13 protein-coding genes are annotated in these 15,434 nt (G+C 65.9%); 9 read left to right on the top strand and 4 right to left on the bottom strand.

Annotation, left to right across the window (positions count from 1 at the left end; translation table 11 throughout):
* Window positions 1-7: 7 nt before the first annotated feature.
* Window positions 8-2,434 carry a DUF305 domain-containing protein gene (locus tag T8S45_RS12995; RefSeq protein WP_322294034.1) on the bottom strand — a complete coding sequence of 809 codons (2,427 nt, stop codon included), beginning with the start codon at window positions 2,432-2,434 and terminating at the stop codon, window positions 8-10.
* A gap of 120 nt (window positions 2,435-2,554) precedes the next feature.
* Between T8S45_RS12995 and ald the strand changes: the two genes are divergently transcribed.
* Window positions 2,555-3,670, top strand: a complete 1,116-nt coding sequence (ald, locus tag T8S45_RS12990) for an alanine dehydrogenase (protein ID WP_322294033.1) — start codon at window positions 2,555-2,557, stop codon at window positions 3,668-3,670.
* Between the two features lie 84 nt (window positions 3,671-3,754).
* Window positions 3,755-5,431: a GGDEF domain-containing protein gene (locus tag T8S45_RS12985; protein ID WP_322294032.1), complete on the top strand. Its 1,677-nt coding sequence runs from the start codon at window positions 3,755-3,757 to the stop codon at window positions 5,429-5,431.
* Between the two features lie 10 nt (window positions 5,432-5,441).
* Here T8S45_RS12985 and T8S45_RS12980 read toward each other — a convergent pair whose 3' ends face one another.
* The 3 genes from T8S45_RS12980 to T8S45_RS12970 all read right to left on the bottom strand — a co-directional run bounded on the left by T8S45_RS12980 (window position 5,442) and on the right by T8S45_RS12970 (window position 7,660).
* Window positions 5,442-5,909 (bottom strand): MaoC family dehydratase, encoded by a 468-nt coding sequence (locus tag T8S45_RS12980; protein WP_188640869.1) that lies wholly within the window; start codon window positions 5,907-5,909, stop codon window positions 5,442-5,444.
* Window positions 5,910-5,935: 26 nt separating this feature from the next.
* The gene (locus T8S45_RS12975) at window positions 5,936-7,102 is read right to left on the bottom strand and encodes an acyl-CoA dehydrogenase family protein (RefSeq protein WP_188640868.1); all 1,167 of its coding nucleotides are present in this window, start codon (window positions 7,100-7,102) and stop codon (window positions 5,936-5,938) included.
* 69 nt (window positions 7,103-7,171) lie between these two features.
* Window positions 7,172-7,660 carry a DUF2141 domain-containing protein gene (locus T8S45_RS12970; protein ID WP_188640867.1) on the bottom strand — a complete coding sequence of 163 codons (489 nt, stop codon included), beginning with the start codon at window positions 7,658-7,660 and terminating at the stop codon, window positions 7,172-7,174.
* A 233-nt stretch (window positions 7,661-7,893) separates the two neighbouring features.
* Here T8S45_RS12970 and rpe point away from each other — a divergent pair, with 233 nt between their 5' ends.
* From rpe to dxs, 7 genes are all read left to right on the top strand, one after another.
* Window positions 7,894-8,553, top strand: a complete 660-nt coding sequence (rpe, locus tag T8S45_RS12965) for a ribulose-phosphate 3-epimerase (protein WP_322294031.1) — start codon at window positions 7,894-7,896, stop codon at window positions 8,551-8,553.
* A complete protein-coding gene (locus T8S45_RS12960) occupies window positions 8,550-10,400 on the top strand; it encodes a heparinase II/III family protein (protein ID WP_322294030.1) in 1,851 nt (616 codons plus the stop codon). The genes rpe and T8S45_RS12960 overlap by 4 nt, the downstream gene beginning before the upstream one ends.
* 10 nt (window positions 10,401-10,410) lie before the next feature.
* Window positions 10,411-11,997, top strand: coding sequence for a bifunctional phosphoribosylaminoimidazolecarboxamide formyltransferase/IMP cyclohydrolase (gene purH, locus T8S45_RS12955; protein WP_322294029.1), 1,587 nt, complete (start codon window positions 10,411-10,413; stop codon window positions 11,995-11,997).
* A gap of 138 nt (window positions 11,998-12,135) precedes the next feature.
* Window positions 12,136-12,258 (top strand): hypothetical protein, encoded by a 123-nt coding sequence (locus T8S45_RS12950; RefSeq protein WP_268235608.1) that lies wholly within the window; start codon window positions 12,136-12,138, stop codon window positions 12,256-12,258.
* Window positions 12,228-12,917, top strand: a complete 690-nt coding sequence (gene msrA, locus T8S45_RS12945) for a peptide-methionine (S)-S-oxide reductase MsrA (protein WP_322294028.1) — start codon at window positions 12,228-12,230, stop codon at window positions 12,915-12,917. Before T8S45_RS12950 ends, msrA begins: the two co-directional genes overlap by 31 nt.
* 67 nt (window positions 12,918-12,984) lie before the next feature.
* Complete coding sequence (locus T8S45_RS12940; RefSeq protein WP_322294027.1) at window positions 12,985-13,449, top strand: Fur family transcriptional regulator; 465 nt, start codon at window positions 12,985-12,987, stop codon at window positions 13,447-13,449.
* A gap of 61 nt (window positions 13,450-13,510) precedes the next feature.
* A complete protein-coding gene (gene dxs / locus T8S45_RS12935) occupies window positions 13,511-15,433 on the top strand; it encodes a 1-deoxy-D-xylulose-5-phosphate synthase (protein WP_322294026.1) in 1,923 nt (640 codons plus the stop codon).
* Window position 15,434: the final 1 nt, after the last annotated feature.

The raw sequence follows: 15,434 nt of genomic DNA, 5'->3' as shown, positions 1-15,434 counted from the left end.
GGATTTGCTAGCCGCCGTTCATCGCGCCGAGCAGTTCGCCCAGCTTCGTGAGCCGCAGCGCCTCCGCCGAGGCGAGACCGGCGCGGTCGATCGTGGCAAGCTCGGCAAGGGCCGCATTCGCGTCGCCATTCGCGGCGAGGCTCCGCAGCCGCCCGGCGACCGCCGCCTCGATGGTGCCAGCGCGGGCGAGCTGGTCGATCAGCGCCAGTGCCATCGCGTCGGCGGGCCAGGTCACCTCGGTCTGCTGCTGCGGGTTGAAACGATCGTCTTGGTAGATCGCCTGCTTGGCCGCGGCGATTTCGGCCGCCGAGAGATATTCGCTCGGCTCGAGCTCGAACACGTCGAGGCCGCGCGCGATCTCGGTGCCGTAGATCTTGCCGTCATACCAGTAGGCCGACCAATAACCGCCCGTGATCAGCTGGTCCTTGTCGACCGGGCCGCGATCGAAATAGGCGATCTCGACCGGGTTCGCGCTGTCGGTGAAATCGACCACGCTGATCCCGCCCTGGTACCAGGCCTGGACGTAGATATCGCGCCCGGGGACGGGAATGATCGAGCCGTTATGCGCGACGCAGTTTTCCTTCTCGGTCTGCGGCGCGGGCAGCTTGTAATGGCTGCGATAGACCAGCTCGGTGCCCTCAATGTCGTAGATCGCATCGGCACCCCAGTTGCGCTTGTCCTTCGCGCGGCAGCGCGGGCGGCCACCACCGCCCCATTCGTCGGTGTACATTACCTTGGTGCCGTCATTGTTGAAGGTCGCCGAATGCCAGTAGGCGAAACCGTCATCGGTCACCGAATCGATCCGCTTGGGCGCGCGCGGATCGGTGATGTCGAGCAGGATTCCGTTGCCCGAACATGCACCCGCGGCGATGTTCTTCGCCGGGAAGACGGTGATGTCGTGGCACTGGTCGGTACGGCGGGTGTCCTGCGTGTCATCGCCGTGATCGCCGCCCGGCCACAGCGAGGCGACCTTGTCGTCGATCCCGAATACGCGCGGGCTGTCGACGATCCGCGCGGCGGCGGGGTTGTCGACCGGCACCTCGATCACGTCGATGCTGAAATAGGAAGTGTCGGCGGCGGCGAAATCGCTGTTGCAGCCGGCCAGTTCCTTGTCGTCGCGCACGAAGCTGGTGCCCGAATTGTAGACCACCAGCGTGTTGTCCTCGCCCGGGCCCGAGACGACCGAATGGGTATGCGAGCCGCGGCAGGTCTGGACCTGGCCGACCTGCTTCGGGCGATAAGGATCGGAGATGTCGAAGATGCGCACGCCGCGGAAGCGCTCGTCAGAAACGTCCTCGCGCACGCCCTGGGTCCCGCAATCCTTGCGTCCGCGGGTCTGTTCGACGCTCATGATCAGCAGATTGCCGACCGCCGAGACGTCGCCCTGCCCGCCGGGGCAGACCACCGCGGCTCGGAGCGTCGGGATGCCGTCGTCACCGAGATCGTAGACCTGGAAGCCGTGGTAGTTGCCGACGAACAGCGTGCGGCCCTGGAACGCCATGTCGGTGTTGGAGAAGCTGAACAGCGGCGCGCGCTCGACCAGCGAGGGTTCGCGCGCATCGCCTTCGCCCGCTTCCTCGTCGGCCTCGGCGACTTCTTCGACGTCCTCGGCGTCAGGGCTCTTGGGCTTTTCCGGGCGCAGGCCGGCCGGGTTTTCCGGATCGAAGAAGCCCGGTGCCTTGGGCTGCGCGGAAACGAGCTGCATGTTCCACGCCGCTTCTCCGGCATCGCGGAAGCCCGCGGCGAGCGTGGCGCGCGGATCGTCCGACAGGCTGTCGAGCAAGCGCGCCATGCGGTCGATCTCGGCCTGCTGCTCGTTGCGCACGTCGGCGGCGAAATCGGCCAGCGCCGGGTCGTAGGCCGATCCGGGCTGGTCGAGCAGGTCCTCGACCATCCGCAGCGCGCCTTCGTGATGCGCGATCATCAGGCGCAGGAACATGCGATCGAACGCGACGCCACTGAGCGTCGCGAGTTCGGCCATCTGTTCCTTGGTCGCCATGCCCGGCATGGTCATCTCTTCCATGTGGCCCATCGCCACGTGCTGGGCATGCATGGCGGGATCGGGTGCCTTGAGCCCGCGATCGGTCAGCCAGGTGCGCATGAAGGCGATCTCGTCGCCCTGGCTCGCATCGATGCGCCCGGCTGCCTCGATCAGTTCGGGGCGGTTGGTGCGGTCCTCGGCCAGCGCGGCCATCAACTGCGCCTGGTGATGGTGGTGGATCATGCCGCGCATGAAGGCGACGTCATCCTCGGTGTAGCTCGCATCGGCGAGCTTGATCGCTTCGTCGGCGCTCAGCGCCGTGGTTTCCTCGCCGACCGCACCGGGCTGGACGATCGTCACGTCCTGCGCCTGCGCCAGCGAGGGCAGCGAAAGCGCGATGGCGGTGGAGGAAGCGAGGGCGATTCGGCGCAGCGTCATATAATGTCTCTCCATGATCGATTTCGTGGGGGTTTGTAACGAAAACGGTCGCTTTTGGAAGCGTTTCGACCAACGTTTGCGTGGGCTCGACAAGCGGTCTAATCGGCGGCGCACATTGTGAGAGGATCTTTCGAAATGCGTGTCGGCTGCCCCAAGGAAATCAAGAACCACGAATATCGCGTCGGCCTGACGCCCGAGAGCGCGCGCGAACTCGTCGCGCAGGGCAACGAGGTCTGGATCGAGACCCGGGCCGGTGCCGGAATCGACGCGACCGACGACCAGTATGTCGAGGCCGGCGCGAAGATCGTCGATACGCCCGACGAGATCTTCGCCGAGTGCGAAATGATCGTGAAGGTCAAGGAGCCGCAGGCGATCGAACGCGCGAAGCTGCGCGAAGACCAGATCCTCTACACCTACCTCCACCTCGCGCCCGACCCCGAACAGACGGTCGACCTGATGAACAGCGGCGTGACCGCGATCGCCTACGAGACCGTCACCGGCCCGCGCGGGCAGCTACCGTTGCTCAAGCCGATGAGCCAGGTCGCGGGGCGCATGAGCGTCCAGGCCGGCGCCAGCGCGCTCGAGAAGGCGCATGGTGGCCGCGGTGTGCTGCTCGGCGGCGTGCCGGGCGTGATGCCGGGCAAGGTCGCGGTGATCGGCGGCGGCGTGGTCGGCTTCAACGCCGCGCAGATGGCGGTCGGCCTCGGCGCCGACGTGACGATCCTCGATCGCGACCCCGAAGTGCTCGAGAAGGTCGGCACCTTCTTCGAGGCGCGCGCCTCGACGCGCTTCTCGAACCGCGCCAACCTCTATGATGCCGTGACCCAGGCCGATCTCGTGATCGGCGCGGTGCTGATCCCCGGCGCCGCCGCTCCGAAGCTCGTAACGCGCGAAATGCTCGGCGACATGCAGAACGGCGCGGTGCTGGTAGACGTCGCGATCGACCAGGGCGGGTGCTTCGAAACCTCGAAGCCCACCACCCATGCCGAACCGACCTACGTGATCGACGACATCGTCCATTACTGCGTTGCCAACATGCCGGGCGCGGTCGCGCGCACCAGCACCTACGCGCTCAACAACGTCACCCTGCCGCACGCACTGCGGATCGCGCGGATGGGCTGGAAGGAAGCGCTGCGCGCCGACGAGCACCTCGCCGCCGGCCTCAATGTCCACAAGGGCAAGGTGACCTACAAGGCGGTCGCCGACGAGCTCGGCTACGAATACCGCTCGCTCGAAGACGTGCTCGGCTGACCCTGCGCCCCGTAGCGACGGGTCCGGCGCGCGCCTGTCGGGGATTTTTCCGGTTCGGTAACCATGTTGCGCTAAGGCGTCCGCATGGGGTGGTTGATAAAGCGGCTGTGTGCATTTCTCGCACTGGCGGGCGCGGCGTTGGCTGCGCCCGCCAGCGCCGAAACGCTGCCGGCGGATTGTGTCCTCTCGAGTTCCAACGCGGCGAGCCTGGAAGCGGCCCGGGCCGACCGAAGCTGGGATTGCAGCGATGATCACAGGATTGATTCGGCGCCTTACATCTGGCTCAAGTTCGAACGTTCCGGATCGGATCGCTACCGCCATTTCGCAATGGAAGCGCGACCGTTCGGCGACATAACGATCTATGCAATCGGCGAAGACGGCCGGGTTCACTCCGACCGCATCTCATCGGACACGGTCAGCCTCTCCGGGTTCAATGACGTCGTCGGCGCGATACCCGAGGGCAAGGGTGCAACAGGCCCTGTCTATGTCCGGATCGACGGCTATGTGAATTATCGCGATCCGCCGCACGTCGCCCTGCTGGAGACGCCGGGCCAGTCGGTTCGCCCAGTGAATGAACTGATTTTCGCCGCCCTTTTGAGCGGACTCGTTTTCGCGCCCTGCGTTATCGGGATCATGCTGGCTATCGGCCTCCGGCAGAGTTTCGTCGCCTGGTATGCGGTGATGTGCCTGGGCATGGTCGTAACGATCGGCATGACAAGCGGCCTGATTGTCTCATGGACCGCGATGGCGCTATCCACATTTCTCGCATTCGAGCGGATAGGGTTCACGCTCATCGTGTTCGGATCGTGTCTCTTCGCTCGCAGCTTTATCGAGCGCGAAGCCCTGTCGCCGCTGTCGCGAGCAGCGCTGCTCTGGGCGGGTATAGCGATCATCGGGGTGGGCGCATTTAATGCCTTCGTCATGCCGAGCCCCGCTCTGTTCGGCGCAACCATGCTGGTCGTGCTGGCATCCTTGGTCGGCGCGATAATCCAGGCCGTCCGCCGGAACAGTCGCTGGGTTCGCTACCAGATCGTGGGATGGTCGGCACCGATGGTTCTGGCCGCAGACATGGCGATCAAAGGCTTGGGCCAGGGAGGCTTTCTCAACAGCGACATGTCGATCGTCTATTACGCGATGGTGTGGGAAATCGCGATCGGCGCAATTGGCGTGACCGACCGGGTGATGCTGTTGCGAGCGGACCGCGACCGGGCGCGCGAGCGGGCCTTGGAAATGGAAGGCCTCGCCGAGCGTGACCCATTGACCGGTCTGATGAATCGTCGCGCGATCCATAAGCATTTCGAGGAGCTGCAGGCGGACGGGTTCACCGCTTGCGCACTGCTCGACCTGGATCATTTCAAGTCGATCAACGACCAGTTCGGCCACGTCGTCGGCGACGACGTGCTGACGGCGGTCGGTCGCGCGCTCGCCCCTGACGAGGACACCTTGGCCATTCGCATGGGCGGCGAGGAGTTCATGCTGCTGTTGCGGGGACCGAACGCTCACCAGCGCGCCGAGCGCCGCCGCGCCGCGATCTCCGTCCGCATCGCGCGCGAGGTCGCATCGCTCGATCGAATCGTCACCGCAAGCCAAGGCGTCGTCGAATTCGACGGCGCGGCGGCGCAGGCGAGCAGCCTGGAAGCCTACTACATGCGCGCGGACAATCTGCTCTATCGGGCCAAGAAGGAAGGGCGCAACCGGACTGTGGCCGAACGCGTCGGCATGCACGAAAGCGAGATCCCGATCGCCCAGGACGCCGCCTGATCCCGGAAGATCAGGCGTCGTAACTTTCGCCCGGAGTCTTGCGCTGGAGTCCGGCGCGCTTGCAGGTCGCGACCAGCACCTCGTCCTGGTTGTAGGCGCGGTGCTCGAAGGTGACGATCCCGGCATTGGGACGCGACTTGCTTTCGCGCAATTCGACCACTTCGGTCTCGATCCTCAGCGTGTCGCCGACGAACACCGGCGCGGGGAATCGCACCTCGTCCCAGCCGAGATTGGCCACGGCGGTGCCGAGCGTGGTGTCGCCCACCGAAACGCCGACCATCAGCGACAGCGTGAAGCACGAATTGACGAGGATGCGGCCGTAATCCGTGTCCTTCATGTACTCGGCATCGAGATGCAGCTGCGCCGGATTGTGCGACAGCGTCGTGAACAGCAGATTGTCGGTCTCGGTCACCGTGCGCCGGATCGCGTGGTCGAAGGTCTGACCCACTTCGAGCTGGTCGAACCAGAGGCCTGCCATCGCTTCTCTCCCCTAAAACGTTCGGATCAGTAGCTCTTCGGCAGGCCGAGCACGGACTGGCCGATGAAATTCGCGATCATCTGTTCGCTGACCGGCAGGATACGCAGCACTATGCTCTCGCGGAACAGCCGTTCGACCTGGTATTCGGTCGAATAACCCATCCCGCCATGCGTCATCACCGCACGGGTGCAGGCATCGAAGGCCGCGCGCCCGCCGAGGAACTTGGCCGCGTTGGCCTCGGCCCCGCAGGGCTGGTCGGTATCGTAGAGATAGGCCGCGCGCAGCATCATCCAGTAAGCGCTTTCCAGCGCCATCCAGTTTTCCGCCAGCGGGTGCTGGATGCCCTGGTTCTGCCCGATCGGTCGGCCGAACACCTCGCGCTCCTGCGCATATTTCGCGGCGCGATCGAGAGCGTTCTGGCCGAGGCCGATCGCTTCGGCGCCGATCAGGATGCGTTCGGGATTGAGCGAATGAAGGATGTATTTGAAGCCCTGCCCCTCCTCGCCGATCCGGTCTTCGTCGGGGATGAAGAAATCGTCGATGAAGACGGCGTTCGAATCGACCGCGTTGCGGCCCATCTTGGGGATCCGGCGGACCTCGATCTGCTCCTTGTCGAGATCGGTGTAGAACAGCGTCATGCCCTCGGTGCTCTTCTTGCACTGGTCCTTGGGCGTGGTGCGGGTGAGCAGCAGGATCTTGTTCGCCACCTGCCCGCTGGTGGTCCAGATCTTGCGTCCGGTAACGCGGTAACCACCATCGACCTTGGTCGCGAAGGTGGTGATCGAGGTGGTGTCGAGCCCGGCATTTGGCTCGGTCACGCCGAAGCAGACCTTGTCCTCGCCCGCGATCAGGGGCTTGAGGATCCGCTCCTTCTGTTCGGGCGTGCCGAAACGCTTGACCGGGTGCGGGCCGAAGAGGTTGATGTGGATGGTCGAGGCGGCGGCGAAACCACCCGCGCTGCGCCCGACCGTGTGCATCATCAGCGCCGCTTCGGTCACGCCGAGTTCGCTGCCGCCGAGCTCCTCTGGCATGGTGATGCCGAGCCAGCCGCCTTCGGCCATGGCGCGGTGGAATTCGTGCGGGAATTCCTTCCGTTCTTCCTTGCCGGACCAGTACTCGTCGTCGAACTGATCGGTGACCTTCTTCACCGCGTCGACGATCGCCTGTTGTTCATCGGTAAGGGCAATTTCCACGGTCGGACCTTCCTGTTTCCTGTGCGTGCCCGCCATAGCGAAGCAGCGCCCGGAGACAAGGTCACCGCATCACGGGTAGGTCAGCGTGATCCGCGTCGCGAGGCCGCTCTTGGGAAAGCTCGTCAGCACCCGGCCGAAGCTCGGCAGGCCGAACAGGGTGCCCGGATTGTTGGTGAAACCATAGGCCTCGGTCGGGGGACCGAAGCTCGACCGGTCGAGCTTCATATTGGCGTTCTCGTCGTGATACACCGCGATCACGTAGGCGCCGGGTTCGGGCAGGTAGATGCAGGTGCGCACCGTACCCTTTTTCGCCTTCACCCTATCGACCCAGTAATGCCCGTCGCTCGAAAGGAACTTGCTCCGCTCGTTGCCGTAGAGCGTGATCGCGATCAGGCCTTTCGAATTCTGGATCCCGTCGACGAAGACATGGGCGATCGTGTCGCTCTTGGTGCCGATGCATTGGCGCGACTGGGCCTGCGCCGCATCTCCCGGAAGGACGAGCGCGCCGGTCGAACCGGCGATAACGGCGATTGCCGCGGCGAAAAAGCGTCTCGGCATGGTGTTGAAATCCCTGTTACTTTCTGTGCGCGGCCAGCTTGCCACCCATTGGCCCGGCGCGCCAGAGCGCGCAGTCGCGGCCTCGATCATAACCGAAGCTCGCGAAAACGCACTGAATAGCGGCTTAACCCTGCCCCTCGCCCCCGGTGGATAAGCACTCGCGCGAGGTGGAGATACGACATGTGGTGGCGTATCGGGAAGCCCTGCCACAAGCTTACCGGAGCCCCGCACCGATGCCGCTTATTTCCCCTTCGATCCTGTCCGCCGATTTCGCGCGTCTGGGCGAAGAGGTGCGTGCCGTCGACGAGGCCGGGGCCGACTGGATCCACATCGACGTGATGGACGGGCATTTCGTCCCCAACATCACGATCGGCCCCGCGGTGGTGAAGGCGCTGCGACCGCACACCGACAAGCCGTTCGATGTCCACCTGATGATCTCGCCGATCGATGCCTATCTCGAACAGTTCGCCGAGGCGGGGGCGGACATCATCACCGTGCACCCCGAAGCCGGCCCGCACGTCCACCGCACGGTCCAGACGATCAAGTCGCTCGGCAAGAAGGCGGGCGTGGTGTTCAATCCCGCCACCCCGGTCGACACGCTCGACTACCTGATCGACATGGTCGACCTGGTCCTTGTCATGAGCGTCAATCCCGGCTTCGGCGGGCAGAGTTTCATCGACAGCCAGTTGAAGAAAGTCGAGGCGATCCGCCGCCGGATCGACGCCAGCGGCCGCGACATCTACCTCGAAGTCGATGGGGGCGTCGATTCCCGGACGGCGCCCCTCTGTATCGAGGCCGGCGCGGACGTCCTCGTCGCCGGGAGCGCGACTTTCAAGGGTGGTCCCGATCGCTACGCCGACAATATCCGCACGCTGAGAGGCGACGCGGCATGAGCGAGACGCTGTTCGATTTCGATCGCCGCGAGCGCGAAGCGGACGACCAGCCTGCCCTGCCTCTGGGCGACAGCGCGCCCGAAGCGCTGGTCGCGCCGCCCTCGCCGCGCCCGGTGCCCAAACCCGACCTGCCGAGTGCGTCGACCGCGCTGGTGCCGACCGATTACGTCGCGCCCGAAGTCGGCCCGGTCGAACGGATGGTGCGCTTGGCCTATCGACTCGGCATGCCGGGCAACGTGCTCGCCCGCCCGCTGCGCAAGGCGAGCGCACCGCGCGTGCTCGCGACGGTCACCGAACCGCTGCCGGGTCACGCGGCGGCGGGCATGGCGCTGCGCGCGGGACATTTCCTCGTGCTCGGGCTGAAGCAGCCGGTCGCACAGGTCGATTTCCACGGCACCGAGACGCTGACCGCACCGATCGCACGCTATGTCCACGGTTTCCACTGGCTCGCCGATCTCGCCGCCTGTTCGGCGCCCGCTCAGGGTGCACCGACCGCCGAGCGCGTGCTCGACATGTGGCTCGCGGCGAACAAGGAGCCGCCGGCCAAGCCGGGCAAGGGGATGGCATGGAGCGTCGAGGCGACCGCGCATCGCGTGCTCAACTGGATCGTCCACGCCCCGCTCGTGCTCTCGACCACCGCCAATGCCAAGCGCGCCAAGATCCTCGCCGCGCTGAGCGACCAGGCGCGCTGGCTCGACAAGCATGTGGCGAAGGCCGAAACGCGGCTCGCCGCGCTTGCCGGATGGTGCGCGATCACGGCCGCCGGGCTATTGTTGCCCGATGGCAAGCCGCGTCGCCTCTATGGCGAAGCGGGCCTGATCCGCGCCTTGGGCGAAGCGGTCGGCGAAGAGGGCGGCATGCTCTCGCGCAGCCCGAGCGACCAGGCCGCGGCGATCGCGCTGATCGTCCGCCTCAATGCCTGCTATGCCGCGGTCCAGCGCGACCCTCCGCAGGCGCTGGTGCAGGGGCTCACCTCGCTCGTCCCGCCGCTCCTCGCGGTGGTCCACAACCATGACGGGCTCGGCAGCTGGCAGGGCGCCTGGCCGATGCGCGAACAGGATCTCGCGCGGCTGATCCGTGCGAGCGGCGTGCGCGTGCGCCCGGTGCGCGACGCGCGCCAATGGGGTTACCAGCGAATGCGCGCGGGCGAGGCGATCGTCCAGCTCGACGCCGCGCCGCCTCCCGCCAAGGGCGAGGCGCGCTATCCCTGCGCCTCCACGCTCGCCTTCGAACTCAGCTATCGCGGGCAGCGGATCGTCACCAATTGCGGCGGGGCCGAGGCCGCCGGCGCGCTGGTGCCCGCGCGGCTCGAACAGGGCCTGCGCGGCACCGCGGCACATTCGACGCTGGTGCTCGACAACGCCAATTCGACCGCGATCCACGTCCGCGGCGGGATCGGCAAGGGCGTCAGCGAAGTCACGCTCGAACGCCGCACGGTGAAAGGCGGCGCGACCCGGATCGAGGCCAGCCACGACGGCTATGCCGCGCGCTACGGCCTCGCCCATCGCCGGGTGCTGGTGCTGCGCGACGATGGCAGCGAGCTGGTCGGCGAGGATTCGCTCGTCCCGACCAAGGGGAATGGCAAACGCGGCCAGATCGGCTATGCGGTACGCTTCCACCTGTCGGACGATATCGAGGCGACTCCGAGCTCGGACGGCAAGGGCGCGCTGCTGCGCCTGCCCGACGGATCGCACTGGCAGTTTCGCTGCCGCGATGCGGTGACACTGGAAGAAGGATTTCGGGTCGATGCCGATGCGCGGCCGCGCCCGGCACGGCAGATCGTGGTCCAGGGCCTGGCGTCGCGAGGCGGCGGCAGCTTCGCCTGGACCTTCAAACGCATGAGCTAGAGGTGTTCGCGTGAGCGATGTGAAAGTGAAACGGGCGCTGCTTTCAGTGTCCGACAAGAGTGGATTGGCCGAACTGGGTACCGCGCTTGCGGGCATGGGCGTCGAACTCGTCTCGACCGGCGGCACCGCCAAGGCGCTGCGCGAGGCGGGCCTCGAGGTGCGCGACATTTCCGAGCTGACCGGCTTTCCCGAGATGATGGACGGGCGGGTCAAGACGCTCCACCCCAAGGTCCATGGCGGCCTGCTCGCGGTGCGTGACGATGCCGAACACGCCAAGGCGATGGAAGAGCACGAAATCGGGGCGATCGATCTCGTCGTGGTCAACCTCTACCCGTTCGAGGCGACCGTCATGCGCGGCGCCGAGCGCGACGAAATCATCGAGAATATCGATATCGGCGGGCCGAGCATGGTCCGCTCTTCGGCCAAGAACCACGCCTATGTCGCGATCGTCACCGATCCCGCGGACTACGACGAGCTGCTCGGCGAATTGAAGGATGGCGGCACCACATCGCTCGCCTTCCGCAAGCGGCTCGCGGCCAAGGCCTTCGCCGCCACCGCCGCCTACGACAGCATGATCAGCCAGTGGTTCGCCTTTGCCGACCAGCAGCAGCTCTTCCCCGATTTCCTCGCGGTCAACGGCAAGGCGCCCGTCGAACTGCGCTATGGCGAGAACCCGCACCAGAAGGCCGCGCTCTACACACCCGCCGGCCCGCACGGGAGCGGCATCGCGCAGGCCGAACAGCTCCAGGGCAAGGAGCTCAGCTACAACAATTACAACGATGCCGACGCTGCGCTCGAACTGTGCGCCGAATTCGCCGGAGGCGAGCCCGCAGTGGTGATCGTCAAGCATGCCAACCCCTGCGGCGTGGCGCAGGCGTCGACGCTTCACGAAGCGTGGAACGACGCGCTGGCCTGCGACAGCGTTTCGGCTTTCGGCGGCATCGTCGCGGTCAACACCGAACTCGACGGCCCTACCGCAGAGGCGATTTGCGAGATCTTCACCGAGGTCGTGATTGCACCCTCGGTCAGCGAGGAGGCGAAGGCCGCGTTCGCGAGGAAGAAGAACCTGCGCCTGCTCGTGACGGGTGGCCTGCCCGACCCGCGCCGCGGCGGGCTCCTGGTCAAGCCGATCACCGGCGGCCTGCTGGTGCAGACGCGCGACAATGGCGCGATCGAACCCGACCAGCTCAAGGTCGTGACCGAGCGCGCGCCGACCGAACAGGAGTTGAAGGACTGCCTGTTTGCCTGGACCGTCGCCCGCCACGTCAAGTCGAACGCGATCGTCTATGCCAAGGACGGCGCGACCGCCGGGATCGGCGCGGGCCAGATGAACCGCCGCGACAGCTCGCGCATCGCGGCGATGAAAGCCGCCGAAGCCGCCGAGAAATACGATTGGGACGCCCCCCGCACGGTCGGCAGCGCGGTCGCTTCCGACGCCTTCTTCCCCTTCGCCGACGGCCTGCTCGCCGCAGCCGAGGCGGGCGCGACCGCGGTGATCCAGCCGGGCGGTTCGATCCGCGACGACGAAGTCATCGCCGCCGCCAACGAGGCCGGGCTGGCGATGGTCTTCACCGGGATGCGCCACTTCCGCCACTGAGCTGAATCGCGATCGAGCGCGTTTCGTCGACAGGACGGCGCGTTTCGTCGCGTCCGCCTGCAACCTTTCAGCGGTATTCACCGAACCTAAAGAGGATGTCGCTACACAGGACGGACAAGTTCGAAAGACAGATGACCGATGCAATTTCTCACTTCAGACCCCTTCAAGGCCTTCGCCGCCGGCTTCGCCCTCACCGCACTGGCGATGAGCAACGCGCTCGCTCCGGGTCTGTGGAGCGAAGTCCTGGCCTTCATCGGCTAGGTGCCGCGGCGCTGGCGAGCCTCGCGCTCGCCGCCTGTCAATCGCCGCCCGAAAACCCGATCGCACCCACCGCAGAACGCGTCGCCGACGAAGCCGCCGGCCTGCAGACCGCGTTGCTCGCGGGCGGTTGTTTCTGGGGCATTGAGGGCATTTACAGCCATACCAAGGGCGTAACCGGCGCCGTCACCGGCTATCACGGCGGCAGCGCCGAGACCGCGACCTACAAACAGAGCAACACCGGCACTACCGGGCATGCCGAGACAGTCCGGATCACCTACGATCCGGCGCAGATCCGCTACGACGAGATTCTGCGCATCTTCTTCACCGTGGGCATTGATCCCACCCAGGCCAATGGACAGGGGCCCGATATCGGCGACCAGTATCGCGCCGCGATCATCCCGCTGAACGGAGAACAGCGCGCGGTTGCGACCAGTTTCGTCAGGCAAATGGACGCGTCGGGCAATTGGTCCGAGCCGATCGCGGTCAAGATCGAGGATCACATGCAGTTCTATCCGGCCGAGGCCGAGCACCAGGACTGGATTCCGCGCAACCCGCTGATCGCGCGTGCCAAGGCCAAGGAGATCGAGATGATCGACAAGCTCGAGGCCAAGTTCCCGTCGTTTTATCGCGATGATTTCCTGCGCGATTTCGAGGGCTGAGGACGGCAGGTCGCACGCGCGCGCTCGCCCCTTCCAATGCCGATCGAAACCTCGCTATAACCGGCGCATGGCGGGTCATCACCATCACGAACTCGAAGGCGCCGCGCTGGTCGCCGCGGCACGGGCCTCGCTCAAGGATTCGGGCGAGCAGTGGACGCAGATGCGCGCTACGGTGTTCGAAGCGCTGGCCGCACGTGCAGCCCCGGCCTCGGCCTACGATATCGCCGAGGATGTCGCCGACAGCCGCGGCAAGCGGGTGGCCGCAAACAGTGTGTACCGCATCCTCGACCTGTTCGTGCGCACCAATCTCGCGCGCCGGGTCGAGAGCGCGAACGCGTATCTCGCCAATCCGCATCCCGGCTGCCGCCACGACTGCATCTTCCTGATCTGCGATTCCTGCGGGAAGGCGACCCATTTCGATGACGATGCGCTGACCGGCGCATTGGCGGGCGCGGCAAAGGAACAGGGATTCCAGCCCGATCGCCCGGTGATCGAACTGCGCGGGACCTGCCGAAGCTGCAGCGCGCAATAGGCGCGCGGATTGGCCAACAGACGAATCGACAAGGGGAATAGGGGGCTGTAAGCCTTTACGCATGTCCACTACCCCCGATACGCCGTTGCTCGACACGGTCGACACGCCCGACGATCTCCGCAAGCTCAAGCCCGACCAGCTCCGCCAGCTGTCCGACGAGTTGCGCGCCGAAATGATCGATGCCGTCAGCACCAGCGGCGGGCATCTCGGTTCGGGGCTCGGCGTGGTCGAGCTGACAGTCGCGATCCACTACATCTTCAACACGCCCGACGACAAACTGATCTGGGACGTCGGCCACCAGTGCTATCCGCACAAGATCATCACCGGTCGGCGCGATCGTATCCGCACGCTGCGGCAGGGCGGCGGCTTGTCGGGCTTCACCAAGCGTTCGGAAAGCGAATACGATCCGTTCGGCGCGGCGCATTCCTCGACCTCGATCAGCGCCGGCCTCGGCTTCGCGATCGCGAACAAGCTCAACGACCAGCCGGGCAAGGCGATCGCGGTGATCGGCGACGGCGCGATGAGCGCAGGCATGGCCTACGAGGCGATGAACAACGCCGAACAAGCGGGCAATCGCCTGATCGTGATCCTCAACGACAACGACATGTCGATCGCCCCGCCGGTCGGCGGCCTGTCGGCCTATCTCGCGCGGATGGTTTCGAGCAGCGAATATCTCGGCCTGCGCCAGCTCGCCTCGAAGGCGGCCAAGAAGCTCTCGCGCCGGGTCTGGTCCGGCCTCGAAAAGGCCGAGGAATACACCCGCGGCATGGTCACCGGCGGCACGCTGTTCGAGGAACTCGGCTTCTACTACGTCGGCCCGATCGACGGTCACAATCTCGACCACCTGATCCCGGTGCTCGAGAACGTGCGCGACAGCGAGAAGGGCCCGATCCTGGTCCATGTCGTGACCCAGAAGGGCAAGGGCTACGAACCCGCCGAAAGCAGCGACGACAAGTATCACGGCGTGCCCAAGTTCAACGTCGTGACCGGAGAGAAGGCGAAGAGCGCGGGCGGGCCACCGGCCTACCAGAACGTGTTCGGCGATACGCTCGCCAAGCTGGCCGAAACCGACAAGCGGATCTGTGCGATCACCGCCGCGATGCCGAGCGGCACGGGCGTCGATCGCTTCGCCAAGGCGCATCCCGAGCGGGCCTTCGACGTCGGCATCGCCGAACAGCACGGCGTGACCTTCGCCGCCGGGCTTGCGGCCCAGGGCATGCGACCGTTCGCGGCGATCTATTCGACCTTCCTCCAGCGCGCCTACGACCAGGTGGTCCACGACGTCGCGATCCAGAACCTGCCGGTCCGCTTCGCGATCGACCGTGCGGGGCTGGTCGGCGCCGATGGCGCGACCCATGCGGGCAGCTTCGACATCACCTATCTCGCCACGCTCCCCAATTTCGTGGTGATGGCGGCAGGCGACGAGGCAGAGCTGGTCCACATGACCTACACCGCCGCCGAGTACGACGACGGCCCGATCGCGCTGCGCTATCCGCGCGGCGGCGGCGTGGGCGTCGAATTGCCCGAGACCCCGCAGAAGCTCGAAATCGGCAAGGGCCGCGTGGTCAAGGAAGGTAGCAAGGTCGCGATCCTGTCGCTCGGCGGACGCCTCACCGAGGCGCGAAAGGCCGCCGACCTGCTCGAGGCCAAGGGGCTCTCCACCACCGTCGCCGATTTGCGCTTCGCCAAGCCGCTCGACACCGAACTGATCGACCGGTTGATGAAGACCCACGAAGTCGTCGTCACCGTCGAGGAAGGCAGCATCGGCGGCCTCGGCGCGCACGTGCTGACCCATGCCAGTGACACCGGGCTATTGGATGGCGGGCTCAAGATCCGCACCATGCGCCTGCCCGACGTGTTCCAGGACCAGGATTCGCCGGAAAAGCAGTATGACGAGGCCGGTCTCAACGCGCCGCAGATCGTCGATACGGTGCTGAAGGCGCTGCGCCACAACAGCGCGGGAGTAGAGGAAGCGCGGGCTTAGA

This window comes from Pseudoblastomonas marina (assembly GCF_034374265.1).
GTDB classification, from domain to species: Bacteria; Pseudomonadota; Alphaproteobacteria; order Sphingomonadales; family Sphingomonadaceae; genus Alteriqipengyuania_A; species Alteriqipengyuania_A marina.
Note: the sequence above shows the minus strand (reverse complement) of the source record. Positions and strands in the feature narration are given on the sequence as shown.